The sequence below is a fragment of the Psychrosphaera haliotis genome, from assembly GCF_039523615.1.
In the GTDB taxonomy this organism is placed as follows: Bacteria; Pseudomonadota; Gammaproteobacteria; order Enterobacterales; family Alteromonadaceae; genus Psychrosphaera; species Psychrosphaera haliotis.
In genome coordinates this window covers 217,076-234,096 of sequence record NZ_BAAAFQ010000005.1, presented here as the reverse complement: position 1 = coordinate 234,096, position 17,021 = coordinate 217,076, and the positions used below count along the sequence as shown (strand labels likewise).

At 37.8% G+C, this 17,021-nt stretch carries 15 protein-coding genes; 5 read left to right on the top strand and 10 right to left on the bottom strand.

Features of this window, described 5'->3' with window-relative positions; translation table 11 throughout:
* Positions 1-54: 54 nt before the first annotated feature.
* From ABD009_RS07970 to ABD009_RS07955, 4 genes are all read left to right on the top strand, one after another.
* On the top strand, positions 55-729 hold the full coding sequence (locus ABD009_RS07970; protein ID WP_343824311.1) for a nitroreductase family protein: 675 nt from the start codon (positions 55-57) through the stop codon (positions 727-729).
* Positions 730-741: 12 nt separating this feature from the next.
* Positions 742-1,794 (top strand): aldo/keto reductase, encoded by a 1,053-nt coding sequence (locus ABD009_RS07965; protein ID WP_343824309.1) that lies wholly within the window; start codon positions 742-744, stop codon positions 1,792-1,794.
* A gap of 304 nt (positions 1,795-2,098) precedes the next feature.
* A complete protein-coding gene (locus tag ABD009_RS07960; RefSeq protein ID WP_343824307.1) occupies positions 2,099-2,482 on the top strand; it encodes a GntR family transcriptional regulator in 384 nt (127 codons plus the stop codon).
* The gene (locus tag ABD009_RS07955; RefSeq protein ID WP_343824305.1) at positions 2,482-3,330 is read left to right on the top strand and encodes a hypothetical protein; all 849 of its coding nucleotides are present in this window, start codon (positions 2,482-2,484) and stop codon (positions 3,328-3,330) included. Before ABD009_RS07960 ends, ABD009_RS07955 begins: the two co-directional genes overlap by 1 nt.
* On the opposite strand, the gene ABD009_RS07950 is transcribed toward ABD009_RS07955, so the two are convergent.
* The 4 genes from ABD009_RS07950 to ABD009_RS07935 all read right to left on the bottom strand — a co-directional run bounded on the left by ABD009_RS07950 (position 3,327) and on the right by ABD009_RS07935 (position 8,913).
* Entirely contained in the window at positions 3,327-5,519 is a 2,193-nt protein-coding gene (locus ABD009_RS07950; RefSeq protein WP_343824303.1) for an ATP-binding protein, read from the bottom strand. The two genes, ABD009_RS07955 and ABD009_RS07950, sit on opposite strands and share 4 nt — an antisense overlap.
* Positions 5,512-6,714 (bottom strand): sugar ABC transporter substrate-binding protein, encoded by a 1,203-nt coding sequence (locus ABD009_RS07945; protein WP_343824301.1) that lies wholly within the window; start codon positions 6,712-6,714, stop codon positions 5,512-5,514. The genes ABD009_RS07950 and ABD009_RS07945 overlap by 8 nt, the downstream gene beginning before the upstream one ends.
* 172 nt (positions 6,715-6,886) lie before the next feature.
* Positions 6,887-7,912 carry a fatty acid desaturase family protein gene (locus tag ABD009_RS07940; RefSeq protein ID WP_343824299.1) on the bottom strand — a complete coding sequence of 342 codons (1,026 nt, stop codon included), beginning with the start codon at positions 7,910-7,912 and terminating at the stop codon, positions 6,887-6,889.
* Positions 7,909-8,913: a flavin reductase family protein gene (locus ABD009_RS07935; RefSeq protein ID WP_343824296.1), complete on the bottom strand. Its 1,005-nt coding sequence runs from the start codon at positions 8,911-8,913 to the stop codon at positions 7,909-7,911. The genes ABD009_RS07940 and ABD009_RS07935 overlap by 4 nt, the downstream gene beginning before the upstream one ends.
* A gap of 189 nt (positions 8,914-9,102) precedes the next feature.
* Here ABD009_RS07935 and fabR point away from each other — a divergent pair, with 189 nt between their 5' ends.
* Positions 9,103-9,717 carry an HTH-type transcriptional repressor FabR gene (gene fabR / locus ABD009_RS07930; RefSeq protein ID WP_343824294.1) on the top strand — a complete coding sequence of 205 codons (615 nt, stop codon included), beginning with the start codon at positions 9,103-9,105 and terminating at the stop codon, positions 9,715-9,717.
* A gap of 78 nt (positions 9,718-9,795) precedes the next feature.
* Here fabR and ABD009_RS07925 read toward each other — a convergent pair whose 3' ends face one another.
* From ABD009_RS07925 to ABD009_RS07900, 6 genes are all read right to left on the bottom strand, one after another.
* The gene (locus ABD009_RS07925) at positions 9,796-10,206 is read right to left on the bottom strand and encodes a DUF3293 domain-containing protein (RefSeq protein ID WP_155693712.1); all 411 of its coding nucleotides are present in this window, start codon (positions 10,204-10,206) and stop codon (positions 9,796-9,798) included.
* Between the two features lie 250 nt (positions 10,207-10,456).
* A complete protein-coding gene (gene efpL, locus ABD009_RS07920) occupies positions 10,457-11,023 on the bottom strand; it encodes an elongation factor P-like protein EfpL (protein WP_343824291.1) in 567 nt (188 codons plus the stop codon).
* Between the two features lie 167 nt (positions 11,024-11,190).
* Positions 11,191-14,298: an efflux RND transporter permease subunit gene (locus ABD009_RS07915; protein WP_343824289.1), complete on the bottom strand. Its 3,108-nt coding sequence runs from the start codon at positions 14,296-14,298 to the stop codon at positions 11,191-11,193.
* Entirely contained in the window at positions 14,291-14,638 is a 348-nt protein-coding gene (locus ABD009_RS07910; protein WP_343824287.1) for a permuted SH3 domain-containing protein, read from the bottom strand. Before ABD009_RS07910 ends, ABD009_RS07915 begins: the two co-directional genes overlap by 8 nt.
* A gap of 19 nt (positions 14,639-14,657) precedes the next feature.
* Positions 14,658-15,590 carry a heavy metal-binding domain-containing protein gene (locus ABD009_RS07905; RefSeq protein ID WP_343824285.1) on the bottom strand — a complete coding sequence of 311 codons (933 nt, stop codon included), beginning with the start codon at positions 15,588-15,590 and terminating at the stop codon, positions 14,658-14,660.
* Positions 15,587-16,957 carry a TolC family protein gene (locus tag ABD009_RS07900; RefSeq protein WP_343824283.1) on the bottom strand — a complete coding sequence of 457 codons (1,371 nt, stop codon included), beginning with the start codon at positions 16,955-16,957 and terminating at the stop codon, positions 15,587-15,589. The genes ABD009_RS07905 and ABD009_RS07900 overlap by 4 nt, the downstream gene beginning before the upstream one ends.
* Positions 16,958-17,021 lie beyond the last annotated feature (64 nt).

Below are 17,021 nucleotides of genomic sequence, written 5' to 3'. Positions count from 1 at the left end.
CAAGCCTCTAAATAAAAGTTAAATAAGCTTATATTTTATTGGCTTGGAGCCCTTATGAGCGAAGAAGCGCATTACCCACTCACTGACTTTATTACCTTTACAGAACAACAAATGCTGGCAAGATCAGAAGAGTATTTAGAAGAGATAAAACGACGTCATAGTATTAGAAAGTTCAGTGATAAAGCGGTACCAAAAGAAATCATAGAGAACTGTATTAAAGCGGCAGGTACCGCACCAAGTGGCGCAAACCATCAGCCTTGGCACTTTGTTGCACTTAATAACGCTGACATTAAAAGGCAAGTAAGAGAACAAGCAGAAATACATGAACAAGGCTTTTATGAAGGCAGAGCTGGTGACGAATGGTTAGAAGCATTAAAACCTTTAGGTACTGATGCTAACAAGCCATTTTTAGAACATGCCCCTTGGTTAATCGCTGTCTTTTCGCAAAAAAAAGGCGGTATTAATCCCGGTGATCAGAACACAAATTACTATGTGCATGAATCCGTTGGTCTCGCGACAGGTTTCTTAATTAATGCCTTGCACCATAGTGGTCTAGCAACTCTCACTCATACCCCAAAACCAATGCAATTCCTCACTAAAATATGTCAGCGTCCAGACAATGAGAGGCCATTTATGCTACTTGTTGTTGGTTATCCAGCTGAAGACGCTACGATTCCGCATCATGCTACCGTTAAAAAGCCACTAGAAAGCATAGCAACATTTTTATAGTCAGGATCAACAATGAAATATAATAAATTGGGTAGCAGCGACATAAAAGTGTCTGAAGTTTGTTTAGGCTCAATGACATGGGGAGTTCAAAACAACCAGTCCGATGCAAATCAACAAATTGAACAAGCCATATCTAGAGGCGTTAACTTCATTGATACGGCAGAGTTATACCCTGTGCCGCCTACTGGCGAAAAGTACGGTGATACAGAGCAAATCATCGGCAACTACTTAAGTGCCAATAAAAAGAAGCGCAATGACATTGTATTAGCAACAAAAATAGCGGGAAATGGTTTACCTTGGATCCGCGAATCTGCAGATATTGATGGTGACGCTATTATTAAGTCGGTAGATGCTTCACTGAAGAGATTGCAAACAGATTACATCGACTTATACCAACTTCATTGGCCAAATAGAACGTCACCGCACTTTTCTAAACACCGCCCTAATGCCGTTAAGTTTTCTGACGTTGATAAAGATAAACAAGTTAGTAATATGCTAACCATATTACAAGCACTCAATGACTGTGTTAAAGCCGGTAAAATAATACACTGCGGGCTATCTGACGATACTACTTGGGGAATCAACCAGTATATAAAACTAAGTGAAAAGTACGCTCTACCTAAAATGGTGTCCATTCAAAATGAGTTTAGTTTGTTACATGCCAAAGATTGGCCCTATTTAATTGAAAACTGTATTCATGAGGATATTGCTTATTTACCTTGGTCGCCTCTTGCTGGCGGAGCATTATCCGGCAAGTATTTAAATAATATGAGGCCTGAGGGAAGTCGATGGACGTTAACACAACGTAATGGCCTTTTTAGGGACACCCCGAACAGTCAACTTGCTATTGCCGAATATAAATTAATTGCTCAGCAGTTTAATTTAACACCTAGTCAACTGGCACTTGCTTGGTGTAAACAAATAGACGGTGTTACCTCCACAATTATTGGCGCAACAACGTTGCAACAATTAGATGAAAATATTGACGCTTTTAACGTAGAACTTCCTGACGAAGCATTAGTGAAAATTGATTCAATCTTTCAGCAATTCCCAGCTCCTTTTTAAACGAGTAGTCGCAAGTTTAGTCAATATGAACTTGCGACCACTAATCCCCTAATAGCGCCCTCAAATCACACTCGTTACAAACATGTGCAGCTAATCCATCGCGAAAACACTAATGCCATTAAACGTTTAGCTATTTAAATAAAAAATAAAATGATACACCTTTTCAATCATTTAGCGAACATCACTAAATAAACTAGATAAAAACTCTCTAGCGAAGCTTGATCATTAAATAAACAGGTAGTAATCTTTGCCTACCACTTATGTACCACTTGTAGTAGTGGTACATATAACTCAAGGTGTTTACATGATTACAATTGATATGGACAGCCGAGAACCTATGTTTAGTCAATTAGTTGCCCAAATTAAAAAAGCAATTTTAGATAAAAGCATAGGTCCAGGAGATGCGTTGCCTTCAATTAGGCAATTAGCGAACGACCTAGATATTAATGCCAAGACGGTAGCGAAAGCTTACGACTTGCTAGAGCGAGATAATGTTATCGAAAAAAAAGGGTACAGGGGAACGTTTGTCCACCCTAATGCTTATTCTAATAGTCAGTTTGACTTAGAGGTTTGGCTTGATGAGCAGTTAACATCTTTACTAACAACACTTAAAACCAGTGGAGCGACTGATTCTGAAATTCGTATCGCTTTTAATAAAGTAATGTCTCAACAGATAAAAGGGAAATAATGATGAACCTATCCGACCCAGCTGTAATATGGTTTTACATTGCCGTTGCACTGCAAATTTCCGTGACGACAGTATTTGTTCCATTAAAAATAAAGAGCCAATTTACCAAATATTTATCCTTCTATACTGAAGAAGACCATCCAGCACTTTACACCTCCTCTTCTAAAGTTATTGACTACGCATTGCGATTTTATTTATTGATGTCCATTAGCATTGCTGTTGCGAGTTTTTATTTTCTTTATTCGTCATTTACCAATAAACAAGAGCTTTTTAATTGGGATAATCAATCCGGTATTATGGTGTTATTCGTGATGTCTCTATTGCCGTTATTTTTCTTAATCTTTGTAAATAAGCGTTACTTTAAGCTTCTCAAAGATCACGCTTCAAAAAAGCGTACTGCGTCATTAGTAATTAGACGTTGGCAAGAGTTTATCCCTAAGTTTTCCATTGCCCTTCTTGTTTTAGGTCACATATTATTTGTTTCAGTAAATCAATACTTTCAACAACAGCCATTTGATGGATTTGCAGGTTATGTAAACTATCTTGGAGTGATTTTTCTCGATACAGTTAACCTGGTGGTTATTTCACTTATCATTAAAGGCAAAAATTTGTCACAGGTGAATGGCGAAGATAAAAAGAGAATTTTCCAAGCCAGAGCAATTAAGATTAACGTCACTATTTGGATCATAGCTATTTACTATTTAGTTATAGCATTGCTTTTAGCTGGGGCTGAACTTAGGGATTATGCATTGGTTATCCAAAGTCTCTACTTTGTCCTTATCTACGTAATGGTGAACAAGCTATTTGTAAGCTCGAGTGACGTTACACCTTCTCACCCCACTATTTAATTGAGTGTTTCAATTAAATAGTGATCCAACTCCCGGTAGAGTTTATTGATCTCTACCGGTTTACCAATATGAGCAACAAAGCCTGTAGCCATATATTTTGCAACGTCCTCAGTCATCACATTGGCAGTTAACGCGACAATCGGCACGCGGTTGTCTATTTTCTTTATCTCTATACACGCTTCAATGCCATCCATAATTGGCATTTGAATGTCCATAAATACAATGTCAGGTTGAACCTCATTAAACTTCTCCACAGCTTCCTTACCATCAAAAGCAACAACGATATTGGCAAGTGTAGGCTTCATCATCGCTAAGAACACTGTTTGATTAATTTTATTATCTTCTGCTAACAAAATAGTCTTCCCTTTTAACCTAGGAGTTCCAATTTTAGTTTTCCGTTCAACCGTTAGCTTTTCAATGTCAGTTTGCTTCAAAGGTAACAGTAGTTTAAATGTCGTGCCTTTAGTCAATTCACTGTCCACAGTAATTTGTCCGCCCATCAGCGAAACCAGCTGGCTTGTAATAGCCATTCCCAAACCTGTACCTCCGTACTTTCTCGTTGTACTTTTGTCAGCTTGTTCAAATCGAGAAAATAAACCGCCTATGATTGTTTTAGACATACCAATACCTGTATCTCGGCATTTTAAAAACAGTTGCTCATCCTCAACTTTTAAATCTATAAAAACACCGCCTTTATCGGTAAATTTAATTGCATTTGAGAGCAGGTTTAACGCTATTTGTTTAATCCTAACAGGATCACCAAGCCACCCTTCTCGATAGCTACTGTCCAACGTTAACTCTATAGATATACCTTTAGATTCAGCTTCTGGTTGTAACTCGGCGATTGTTGATTCCACAAGCTTACTAACATTAATTGGTATAACTTCTATTGCTAATCGACCCGCTTCAATCTTTGAAAAATCCAATATATCGTTAACTATAGTCAGTAGCATTTTTGAAGACAGTATGCCTTTTTCAACTAATTCTTCAGATTCGTAAGGTAAAGACTGTCGTTGTAAAATTTGTAGCGTACCTAATATTCCATTCATTGGGGTTCGTATTTCATGACTCATGTTTGCTAAGAAGTTTCCTTTAGCTTGTTCTGAAACTTCTGCTTTTAATTTTTGCTTTTGTAAATCCAAAAACTGCTGATTTACGGTTGTCGACATATGGTCCATTGCTTTAAAGACACTATCAAACTCTAAAAACTCCGACTCAATATCGCAAACAATATATCGACCGCTCTGAATAGAGTTCGCCACCTTTTCTAAGTTTTTTAATGGCTTTTTTAGTCTTTTTGAAAACTTAATCATATAAAAGATCAATAAAACAAAGGTTAAGATAATAATGAAAAGTGACGATGCTATGGAGTTGAATACGGACGTTGTATAGTAATTTTTGTCATGGACCACCTGAATATCAAGGTTCACTCCGTCTTTTTCAGTAGTGAATGTTGGATAGGTATAAGTTAGGTCACTGTCAAAGTGAGTGTTGCTTTTTGTAAACCAGTTAACACCATTTACGACAACCTTAGTGTTGCTGTAGTTTGTATTTTTATCGTTAATTAATAGGTAAGTAGGATTAAGAAGTAAATATAAGATAGCGGTTGTTTGGTACGGGTCTATCAATGACTCATTTGACTTTCTAAGCGCAATCGAAAGAAACAAACTGCCCTTAGTGATAGCACTCTCCACATTTAGAATTTCTGGCGTGTAAAATAGCTCTAATTGAAAGTCAGCGTTGTTCCTTTGCATTAGTGATTTTGTATAAGGTAACAGTGTACTTCTATCAAACTTCAACGCCTCTAACGGAAAGCCTTCAACTACAAACTCTGAGCCGTCACTAATAAATGCGGCATCAACTAGAGGGTTCACATTTACGATTCGTTTTAATTCTCTAAAGGCATATTGCGTATATAAAAGGTTAGTCGGCAGCTCAGCTAAAACCTTGTTATCGGCTAAAGAGCTTAAGCCATATATTTGTTTAGCGAGTTCATTTTGCAAGTCTAAAGCAACAGAACTACTATGGCGTTTTACGTCTTCTTTGGCTAAAGAAATACTTTGTTTATAAGACTCTAAACCAAAAATAAGTACACATACCGAAATCAAAATTAAAATAGCGAATGAAAGCTTAAATTGAATTTCTTTAAGCACGCTTTTTTTATTTTGGCTTTTGATTTTATCAGTCATTATCATTCCTAATAGAACCATTCCCAATAGACTTTTCCGCTACATACTGCATATAACGAGCCGCGGCTTCTGCATCTAATACGTCCGCTAAGTAACGGTTAGTTCCTTTTAGCATTGCCTCCCAAACTATCGCCATATTTTTTTCATTCGGCATGGGCTCAGATTGTTCTAGCTGGGTCATTAACACATCAAAATCGGCATTGCCCTTCAACATGATTTTGGCCAAGGTTTTACTATTGGTAGGAATACTATTGAGCGTTTCCCATATCATTTCTTGCACTTTTTCGGATTGAAAAAACGTGGCTAACAATCTTAGCTCTTTTTGTTTAGGGCCATATAATCCGTTACCAGGAAATGCTAGAACATGTGATGAAAAATACGGTTTCATTTCTTTATCACCTAGCCTAGGTAATAGAGCTAACCCAAGAGAGTCGCCAAGGCTTTTCTTGTATTGACCATAAGCCCAAGAACCATTGACTGTATAAGCTAAGGTACCTGCCATAAACTGACTCTGAGAACAGTTATAATCACACTCAAGGTCAACAATGTTACTAATGCTCAGGTTTTTGTACCATTTTAACGCTTGAACCATACCTTTCGTATTCAACAAAACCTGATTATCAACAAAAGGAAACTCGCCGAAGGTACCCAGAAATGGTATGAACCAATACATCTCCAAATAACTCCACGCTATTAGGTTTTGGTCTTCATTAATACTTCCACCTTGCTGTAGTATTTCCGCCCAAGTGACGCCCGCATTAGCAATGATATTTTTATTGTAATACAACAATAAATGGTTGCCGTAAACAATGGGAATACCTCTACTTTTATTGTCAACAAGTGTTGAGTTAATAGCAGCCTTGCGAATGTCTGCGTTCATTAAATCCTTAGAAATAGTGCTGACATTGATAGAGCCTAAACCAGTAAAGTCCGATGGCACAATAACGGCGTCGGGTAACGCTTTAATATTTGCTCGTTGGATGAGTTCAGATTTAAGGTCATTGTTTTTAAATGACGCAACTTTGATTTTAATACCCGTTTGGGCAGTAAACTCATCAAAAATTAATGTGAAGTCATAGTTTTCCAAGCTATAAGCAAGTGATATTTCTTTTGCGTAAGCACTATTAAGCGAAGCTACAAACGAGAAAATAGTAAATAGTACATAGCGTTGGAAGTGTATTCGGATTTTTTTCAAGCGTTGAGCCTCACAAAACCATTGAGACTAAACTATAGGAAATGAATAGGAATTTATCCATTTATAGGCGATAAGGTGTCCAAAAATATAGTATTGAAATTTAGTGTTAAAACTTGGTGTTAAAAATAAAAAGCCACAAACTGTGGCTTTCTCTTAGGTATATTTAACTATCTTACGGAAGACTATATCTGACAATCCGACCAACAACCTGGCCAAACTGTTTAAAGATATTACCGTTGTTATATTGAATTCCGTGTCGTTTACAAATTTCTTTTATTTTAGGGGCAACTTCGCCATATCGATAAGATGGCATCGTTGGGAATAAATGGTGCTCTATTTGATGACTCAAGTTTCCACTTAATATATGAAATACTTTACCGCCCTTAATATTCGACGAGCCCATGATTTGGCGATAATACCAATGCCCTTTTGATTCATTCTTTATAACTGACCTATCAAAAATATGTACATCTTTAGTGAAGTGGCCACAAAAAATAATTAAATAAGTCCACAAGCTTCGTACAATATTAGCTGTGAAATTACCAAGAATTACAGGAATAAACATAGGTCCAGCTATAATTGGGAAGAAGATATAATCTTTAAACAATTGCTTACCCATTTTTGTATAAGCTTGTTTATCTTCATTAATAAACTCTTTTAGAGGTACCTTTTTAATGAACAATCGTCCTAATCTAAGGTTTTGTAATGCAACGCCCCATTGGAAAAGAACAGCAAAAATAACAGCGTAAATAGGTTGAAATAAATACACCGGATTCCACTTTTGTTCCTTGAATATTCGTAAAATCGAATAACCAATGTCATGGTCCATGCCCTTAACATTAGTATAGGTGTGGTGGCTATAGTTGTGCGTCTTTCTCCAGTTATCAGATGTACCAGCAATATCCCACTCATATGTAGAGCCATTAAAACGCTCATCATTCATAAAGTTGTATTGGCCGTGGATCACGTTATGACCTAATTCCATATTCTCCATTATTTTACTTATCGACAATAATACCGTACCGATAATCCAAAATGGAGGAAACCACGAAAGCATTAAGCAAACTCGTCCAGCTGCGCCACTGTACCTGACTACTTTTTCAATACGACGAATATAACGAGCGTCTTCTGCTCCTACTTTCGCCATTGTTTCTTCTTTAACCTGATTAATTTCTTTTTCTAATAATTCAAAATTCATAGCTCTAGCTCCAAATCCTGGCTTGGGAACGTAGTACAAAGTTGAATCGTTTTATTTACGTCGTTTAACAATGATGCCGCCGAAACGCGACACGTACATTCATGGCAAATACCTTGTTTACAGCCGTGTTTAGCTTTAATTCCGGCATTTAACAAACTGTCTAACAATGTTGTTTTATTATCCACAACAATGACTTGATCAGAGTTAATTAGCTTTACGTTGATATCCGTTTTAATTTCAGTGCTTACTAATGCGGTTTTCGTTGTTTTAAAGCTTTCTAAGGTCAAATCAACATTAGTTTCTAAGTCACTAATATGTGCAGACATGGCTTTGTTAAAGCGATCCGAACCACATGAAATTGCATTGTTTTTATCTGTAAAAAACTGTTTTACATTGTTAAGCGTAGATAAGAATGTTCGTCCATCGTGGATCTTAACTTGACCATTTTTATAAAACTTAGATGTTAATATTTCATTTAATAATGGTGCTGATGATTCTTCTTCGCCATTTCTTGTTAGGTAAAGTAACGTAGCAGTATCACTATTTCTAGCCTTGAACAGAGGCCACATTGCGGTAATACCAATACCACCGGCAATATAAGCATCAAATTTTTCTTTATGGTTTTGACCAAAGGGTCTAGAAACATCTAAAACGGTACCTACTTTAAGAGTTTGCTTGATAGCATTACTAACTTTACCCTGTGTTTTAATAAATAACTCTACTAAACCTTTGCTATTAGGTAGGTTTGCAATTGAATAGCAACGTTCCTCGCCAATACCGTCTATTTCAACTTTTAGCCTTATATGCTGCCCAGCTACAAACTCTCCAAACGCTTTGCTTGGTTTCAAAACTAGTTTTACAACATCATTAAGAATGGTTTTACCTACGACTTTAACCGTTGGAGTATTGGTTTGATAATTGATATTCAACTGTTTAAACCAAAAATCGAGGGCTTGTGGCAAGCACACGCTTTTAAACATTTTAGTTACTGTTTGTTTCACAAAATACACCTTAAATACACAGTATTCTTAAATTGAAGCTCAGATTATACACATTAATATACAAGTGTATACCAATGTGTATATAAATATGTATTTATGAATGTCTTTTAATAAGTTTGAGGCCGCGACTAGTATCTTTGGCGCTAGTGTGGAAAAATACTAATATTATCCAATTAAGATAGTTTGAATGTGAAAACAGTTGGAAGAAAAGCCTCAATAAATAGCCAAGAAATAATTAGTGCAGCCCTCAATTTAGTGGGTCCGCATCGTAGTATTTCTTCTTTAAGTTTGCGTGAAGTAACAAGAGAAGCGGGTATTGCTCCAAATAGCTTCTATCGTCACTTTAAAGATGTTGAAGCGTTAAACATCGCAATTATAGAATTAGCCGGTAAACACTTAAGAACAATCATTCGTGATGCCAGAACGCTTATCATTAATGAACGTTCTGTAGTTCGAGTGTCTGTTGAATGTTTTTTTAATGAAATGTCAAAACCTGGTTCAACCTTACCTATTTTGTTACGTGAGGGCACCGTTGGGTCTGGTGATTTTCAAGATGCTATAAAAAAGCAATTAGACTTTTTTGCTCATGAGTTACAAACGGATTTAGAAAAAGCTAATGCAATATCGAAGCGTTATCAAACGGATGAAACTCTAGTTGTTGCTAAAGCCGTCACTCAATTAGTATTCGCCATGGGTGGTATTGCGTTAAACTCCCCTGAATCAGATTTAAAGAAAACCACTGAAGAAACCGTTTTGATGGTTAAATTTATTTTGAAAGGCGCATCAAGTGCCAAAACTGAATAATTAACTTACTTTTCTATTATATTACTTTTAATTAGCTTTCTTTTTAATTAGTAACTAGATAATGATTGACCCAATTTGTCAGTAATCATTAGACTGAACTCGACGCTGAAATGAACCGATAGAGATTTCATCGCCTTCCATTAAAACCGGAACAATATGTAAATCATCTCCTTCTAGCCAATAAATTGCATTTTGATTATATTTTTCAGCTAATCCTACTGCAGCTGGTTTTGAAATTTGCACCATAAAACTAGGCTCTTGATGGGTTTTATCTATTGATGCTCCGTCTACGGGTAAATAATAAACCTCTGATATGTCTTGTTCTAACGCATCATTAGCGGTTTTGTTATGTTTATCACTGAACAACTTACTTTTTGGATTATAGGCTGTAATGATGGCACAAGGGTTTGGTATTTCGCTCGCTTCTCCAGTAAAACAAAATACGGTTTCGCTATATAAATTAATTAGTTCAGAAGATTCAAGTGACATTCCAACTCCATACTTTATCAACACAACATCTTTGTTCTATCAATATTTACACTAGACTAGAATTGAAATTTTGGACAATGCAAATTACAAAAATTGTAAATTGAAGAGAAAAAAGCCCGTCCAATAAAGAGTAATTAGCAACGCTAAATATTCTCTATATCAAACAGGCTGTTTTTGACTTTAATGCTTTTAGTTAACGCTTTGTGCTAACCGTGCAAGTAAGGTTTGTTGTTAAACAAGCCTGTAAGCATTATGCCCGGCTTACAAACTTTAGCTCTTCAGTATTAATCTTAATGCGATCACCCGTTGAGATATGCTCTGGAACTTGCACTACAACACCTGTAGTTAACGTAGCTGGTTTAGTACGCGCTGTAGCTGAACCACCTTTAAGAGCTGGCGCTGTTTCGGTTATTTCTAGCTCTACAGTCATCGGTACTTCAACCGTCGCTGCAACGTCAGCAATGATCAGTACTTGTAGGCCTTGAGTCTCTTCATTGATAAACTGTAATTGCTCTTCAATGGTCTCTTTGTTTAAGTGATAAGGCGTATAGTCTTCATTATCCATAAAGACATATTCATCACCATCTGTGTACGAAAACATAACATTACGACGCGAAAAGTCAGCTGTGTTTAACATGTCTGAATCTTTAAACGTTTCATCAATTTTGGCACCAGTTACTACATCGTACATACGCATTCTATATAGACTGCCGCCTGCTCGACCTTGTGGTACTGAACGTTCAATATCTTTTATTAATACTACTCGGCCATTGTGTTCAATTGCAGCATTCTTTTTTACATCACTTGCCTTAGGCATGTCTCGCTCCTGATAACGCGTTTATACTTTTTATTTGGCAGGGACTTTAACTGTCTATGCTATTTTTTGCAAAAATGTTTCGTTTTTGCATTAGAAACAACATATAGCCCCCAGCCAAAAGCATTGTAATTTTTTCCGTTAGAGAAACAAAACCTTATAGAGTCTGTCTATTTGTCATACTTCTCTCCTTCTACAGACGAAGAAAATTTAATCATATAAATACAAGGTAAAACCAATAATGTCAGAATTACGGTAGATGTCATCCCACCAATCATTGGCGCTGCTATTCGGGTCATAATTTCAGAACCAGTTCCTTCACTTAAATAAATTGGCAATAACCCCAGTATAATTGCAGTTGCAGTCATTATGACGGGTCTGAGTCTCGCCGAAGCACTTTGAATAATATTCCACTTAATTTGGCTATTCGTTAGTTTATTACTCTGGTTCATATTTTTATTTAAATACATCAACATAATAACGCCAATCTCAACTGCAACCCCGGCCAAGGCTATAAAACCCACCGCCGATGCGACGGAGAACTCATAATTATTAAAGTACATAAACCAAACGCCACCAGTGAGGGAAAATGGAATAGTTAACATTATTACGCTGACCTCAAACCAAGACTTAAAATTCAAATAAAGTAACAGTAAGATAATGGCAAGGGTCATTGGCGCAACATACATTAACTTTTGCTGTGCTCTTAACATATATTCATATTGTCCTGCCCAAGTCATTGAAACGCCAGCTGGCAACTCCACTTTTTCGGAAACATGTACTTTAGCATTTTCAACGTACTGCCCTAAATCCACGCCGTCAATATCAACATAAACCCAACCGTTAATGCGGGCATTCTCACTTTTTATTCCAGCTGGGCCGTCAGTTAGCGTTATGGTTGCAATATCCCCCAACAAAACGTTCTGTTCTGACAAAATTGGTAATGACATTAACGCTTCTGGTGAGTCTCTATACGATTGTTGTAAACGAACATTAACCGGATATCTTTCTTGCCCTTCAACACTATAAGTAACAACCTTCCCACCCACTGCAAAAGCGAGAGTTTCATGGACCTGAGCGATGTTTAAATTATATCTTGCAGCCTTAACCCTATCTATTGATATATCGATATATCTTCCACCAGAAACCCGTTCTGCATATACCGACGTTGTGCCATCGACTTCTAGTAACGTTTGTTCAAGCTGTTTACCAACAGACTCTATTTCAGCAAAACTATTTCCTGCAATTTTTATCCCTACTGGGGTTTTAATTCCGGTAGCCAGCATGTCGATTCTTGTTTTTATTGGCATTACCCAAGCATTGGTTATGCCTGGTAGGTTTAGCTTATCAGCCAGCTCTTTTTTAATGTCGTCCATTGATATACCCTCTCGCCACTGATGCTTAGGCTTAAACTGAATAATGGTTTCGATCATTGTTAATGGGGCAGGATCAGTTGCAGTTTCGGCCCTACCTACTTTTCCAAAAACGGTTTCAACTTCTGGCACCGACTTTATAAGCCGATCAGTTTGCTGCAAAACTTCTCTTGCTTTGCCAATCGATAGACCAGAATGCATGGTAGGCATGTACATCAAATCTCCCTCGTTGAGCTCTGGCATAAACTCTGAACCAATTTTAGCCATCGGCCAAAGTCCAAAAGCCATTGCAAGACAAGCCACTAAAATTGTGGCTTTGGGGTAGCTTAATACACGACCCAATATAGGCTTGTACAACTTACTCAAAACACTATTTATTGGATTTTTATGTTCAGGTTTAATCTTACCTCGTACAAAGTAGCCCATTAATACTGGTACTAAAGTAATCGCCAAGGCCGCTGAGGCAGCCATAGCATAAGTTTTTGTATAAGCTAATGGTGAAAATAAGCGCCCCTCTTGAGCCTCTAACGTGAAAACGGGAATAAAAGAAACCGTAATGATGAGTAAGCTAAAGAATAATGCGGGCCCCACCTCTGAAGCGGACTCTGCAACTACTTGCCATCGATTTTCTGACGTAATTGGTGTTTTTTCCATGTGTTTATGTAGGTTCTCAACCATAACAATTGCGCCATCAATCATGGCCCCTATTGCAATAGCAATCCCTCCTAGAGACATAATATTGGCGTTAATCCCCTGCCAATGCATAATTGAAAACGCAACTAATATTCCGATAGGCAAACTAATAATTGCCACTAATGAAGATTTAACATGGAATAAAAATACGACACATACTAGTGCAACAACAAAAAATTCTTCGAGCAATTTAGATGAAAGATTGTCTACTGCAGAGCCTATTAATTTAGAGCGGTCATAAACGGTAACAATCTCTACGCCAGGGGGTAAACCTTTGGATAGCGTTGAAATACGCTCTTTTACCGCACTTATAGTTTGCTGTGCGTTTTCACCTGATCGCATTACAATAATGCCACCAACCACCTCGCCATTGCCATTTAACTCCGCAACTCCGCGTCTCATCAGTGGCACTTCGATAACCTCAGCCACATCTCTTATTAAAATAGGTACGCCTTGAACTTGAACTCCAAGTGGCATTTTTTCTATGTCAGAGCGCTGTTTTATATACCCAGAAGCGGTGATCATATATTCTGCTTCCGCCATTTCTATGACCGACGCACCTACTTCTTGGTTTCCTTGTTTTAACGCCCTAATGATGTGGCTCAAAGGAATATTGTAAGCATCTAACTTTTCCGGTGTTATCTCAACTTGGTATTGTTTTACCATGCCACCAACAGTTGCTACTTCAGATACACCCGCAACACTCTGCAATTCGTACTTTAAAAACCAGTTTTGTATTGACGTCAACTCTGCAAGATCACGCGTACCTGTTTTATCCACTAAAGCGTATTGATAAACCCAACCGACACCAGTGGCGTCCGGCCCCAATTGAGAAGTTGCGGTAGCAGGCAATTCAGCAGCAACTTGAGATAAATACTCCAACACACGAGAACGAGCCCAATACAAATCGGTTTTATCATCAAAAATAATGTAAACGAAGGAGTCACCAAAAAACGAAAAACCTCTTACCGTTTTCGCACCTGGTACTGCCAGCATGGCACTTGTAATTGGGAAAGTAACTTGGTTTTGAACCACTTGCGGGGATTGTCCCGGATAGCTTGTTTTTACAATGACTTGTACGTCAGACAGGTCTGGAATGGCGTCTACTGCTGTATGTTTAATTGAATATAGCCCTGACGCTACAATAAATAAGGCCATTAATAAAACAAGCGGTCGGTTGTTGATTGACCAATGAATAATCTGTTTAATCATCACCCAACTCCATTTCCATAACGCTTTCTGGTTTACCCTTAGATACAGGTACCATTCGTTCAAAGTCTGACGACTTGCTTGACTCTGAATCAATCAGAAATTGACCTGATACAACCACAATATCGTGCGGTTCTAGTCCAAATAAAACCTCTATGTATTGTTGATTTTGTTGGCCGAGCAAAACTTCGACCGATTTAAACTGTTCATCAGCCACGGCCAATACAACGCGATTTTGCGATCCGGTTCTGATTACGGCAGATTTTGGTACCAAAATCCTTTGTTCCTTGTCTTCAAGGTCTACGTTTACCGTTGCGTACATGTTCGGTTTTAAAAAGCCCATCTTATTGCTCAGCTTTACTCTAACCGTCAAACTTTTTTGTTTTTTTGTTTAATGTCGGGTATATAAAATCTATTTGTCCGCGCCAAATTCGTCCAGGCTCATAATCCACAGAAACTGCAACATATTGTCCCACTTTGACCCGTTCTGTATCCACTGCGTATATTTCTGCTTCAACCCAGACTTCATCCAATTGCGCTAGACGCATTAACGTTGTCCCGGGCCTAACATAAAAACCACTCTGAACCTGAAGCCCATCAACTACTCCGTCCATAGGCGCATAAAACGTGACATATTGCTGTGCTTTTTGTTCTTGCGTTAACTTTTCTATTGCACCTTCATTAAAGTTTAAAGCCAATAACCTTGTTCGAGCAGCCTCTACTAATCTTGTGTTGTTTTGTTGTTGTGCCAATAAAAATTCTTGCTGCGCATTCACTAATTGAGGCGAATAAAGTTGATATAGCGGTTGCCCTTTTTTTACGGCTTGCCCATTCGTGGTTACATAAAGTGATTCAATCCACCCTTCTACTCGAGGATGAATATGAGTCATTGTATCTTCATTAAATTTGACTAGTCCTAATGCTTTAATTTCTTTAACTAGCGGTCCTTTTATTACTTGAGCTTTTTTTATACCTAAATTGTTTATTACTGAAGACGATATTCTGACCAAGCCTTTAGACGAGTCAGGTTTTGCATAAACCGGTACTAAATCCATGCCCATTGGCGACTTACCTGGTTTATTGCGTCGATAGTTGTCATCCATTGGCGCAACCCAATATAGAGGTTCATTAGTGCCTACTTTTTCCTCTTTATTAGCGGCCTCTTCAGTTGGCATTGTGTTGTGCTCTACGCTAAAGAAGTATGCAAACATAAAAGCACCTATCAGGGCGCTCACTAAACTTATAAAGACAAGTGAGCTGGCAGATACTAGCTTACCTTGGTTTAAACGGCTCATGACTTTTCTCCAGCTAATAAATATTGTATTTTTGCTAATGTTTTTAGCCTTTCAATTTCAACTTCAAAGGCAGAAAGCTTAATATTATTTTCCGCTATTCGAGCATCTAATACTGATAGTAACTCTCCCGTATCATTGCTGTAATCAAGCATTAACGCTTCGCGTTGTTGAGAAGAAACAAGCATCAGTGACTGCTGATAAAGAGTGTGTCTTTCGTTTAACCGCTGTAACTTTTGCCACTGAGCGGTAAGTTCATTTGTTAGATTTTGTATGCTCAGCAAATACTTGGTTCTATTTGCTTCTACAACAGACTTTTCAGCGTGAACCATACGGTCTTGTTTATTGGTTGAAAAAAGAGGAACGTCAAATGTCAATCCAACAGAAAAAAAGTCAGATCGCGTTAGGTGGCTTTCATTGCTATCCCTGAATGCATAACTGGCGTTAACGTTCCATTGTGGTTTGTATTGTTGCTTCACTAATTCAACATTGGATGCTGCGCGTTGTACTTGGAACTCTTGATTTAAAACAAGTGGGTGACGATCGACCTTTTTGGATAATGTTTGTTCATTCCAAACCAGCTTATGTAATCCATGTTCATCAACTAAGCTTTCAAGCTCAGGATAACCTTGAGTTCTAAAGGGCGATAACTTTATTGTTGATTCACCACTGCGACCAATTAACCCATTTAGTTGGCTAGTCAAGGCAGAAAGATCTGCATTCAATTTCAAATTTTGATCTATCAACGCCAACCGTTTCAGTTTCATCGCAAGATAATCTTGTTGACGCGACCCCTTAACGGTCGTTTGGTATCGACTGGTTATTGTATTTAACAGTTGATCTAAGGTCGTTTTATTTGTATTAACAACCGCAATTTTTTTATCTAGTAAGTGGTAGTCAAACCAAAGATTAAGTACCCTTAGATTTAACAGCGCTACCTGATTGATTTCCAGCATTTCGTGCTGTTGCGCACTTAACCCATGCACAACTTCCTTCAGCTCTAACGAGTCGCCTCGCGGAATTGATTGCGATACTCCCACTTTTAACTGCGTCATGGCCTCTTGATTCAACGACCAAGTATCGGTTGGCAAATTTAAAATACTTAACGACACTTTGGGATTGTCATAACTCAAGGCAGCTTTAGCCAAGTGCAGTTCAGCTTGTTGATGATATTGATGCTGTTTTAATAAATAATCATTGTCTACGGCCATCGTCATTACTTGTTGCAACGTGAGCGCAGGTGTCCAACGTTGTTCATCAGCTTTCGTTTTAACGTTATCATTTGTATAGCCCCTATGGGATACCAATAGGAATAGGCAAAATACAATTATTTTGTGCTTATTTTTAGCAAAGCTAAATTGAATATTCACAGTGTTCTCCACTGAAATTTTAACGGCCTAAAGGCCAAAATATTAAAATGCCGCGCTTAAACTG

Excerpts from the sequence above, each read along its gene's own strand:
- ABD009_RS07970 (WP_343824311.1), top strand. The coding sequence starts at position 55 with ATGAGCGAAGAAGCGCATTACCCACTCACTGACTTTATTACCTTTACA.
- ABD009_RS07965 (WP_343824309.1), top strand. The coding sequence starts at position 742 with ATGAAATATAATAAATTGGGTAGCAGCGACATAAAAGTGTCTGAAGTT.
- ABD009_RS07960 (WP_343824307.1), top strand. The coding sequence starts at position 2,099 with ATGATTACAATTGATATGGACAGCCGAGAACCTATGTTTAGTCAATTA.
- ABD009_RS07955 (WP_343824305.1), top strand. The coding sequence starts at position 2,482 with ATGATGAACCTATCCGACCCAGCTGTAATATGGTTTTACATTGCCGTT.
- ABD009_RS07950 (WP_343824303.1), bottom strand. The coding sequence starts at position 5,519 with ATGACTGATAAAATCAAAAGCCAAAATAAAAAAAGCGTGCTTAAAGAA.
- ABD009_RS07940 (WP_343824299.1), bottom strand. The coding sequence starts at position 7,912 with ATGAATTTTGAATTATTAGAAAAAGAAATTAATCAGGTTAAAGAAGAA.
- ABD009_RS07925 (WP_155693712.1), bottom strand. The coding sequence starts at position 10,206 with ATGTCACTTGAATCTTCTGAACTAATTAATTTATATAGCGAAACCGTA.
- efpL (WP_343824291.1), bottom strand. The coding sequence starts at position 11,023 with ATGCCTAAGGCAAGTGATGTAAAAAAGAATGCTGCAATTGAACACAAT.
- ABD009_RS07915 (WP_343824289.1), bottom strand. The coding sequence starts at position 14,298 with ATGATTAAACAGATTATTCATTGGTCAATCAACAACCGACCGCTTGTT.
- ABD009_RS07910 (WP_343824287.1), bottom strand. The coding sequence starts at position 14,638 with ATGGGCTTTTTAAAACCGAACATGTACGCAACGGTAAACGTAGACCTT.
- ABD009_RS07905 (WP_343824285.1), bottom strand. The coding sequence starts at position 15,590 with ATGAGCCGTTTAAACCAAGGTAAGCTAGTATCTGCCAGCTCACTTGTC.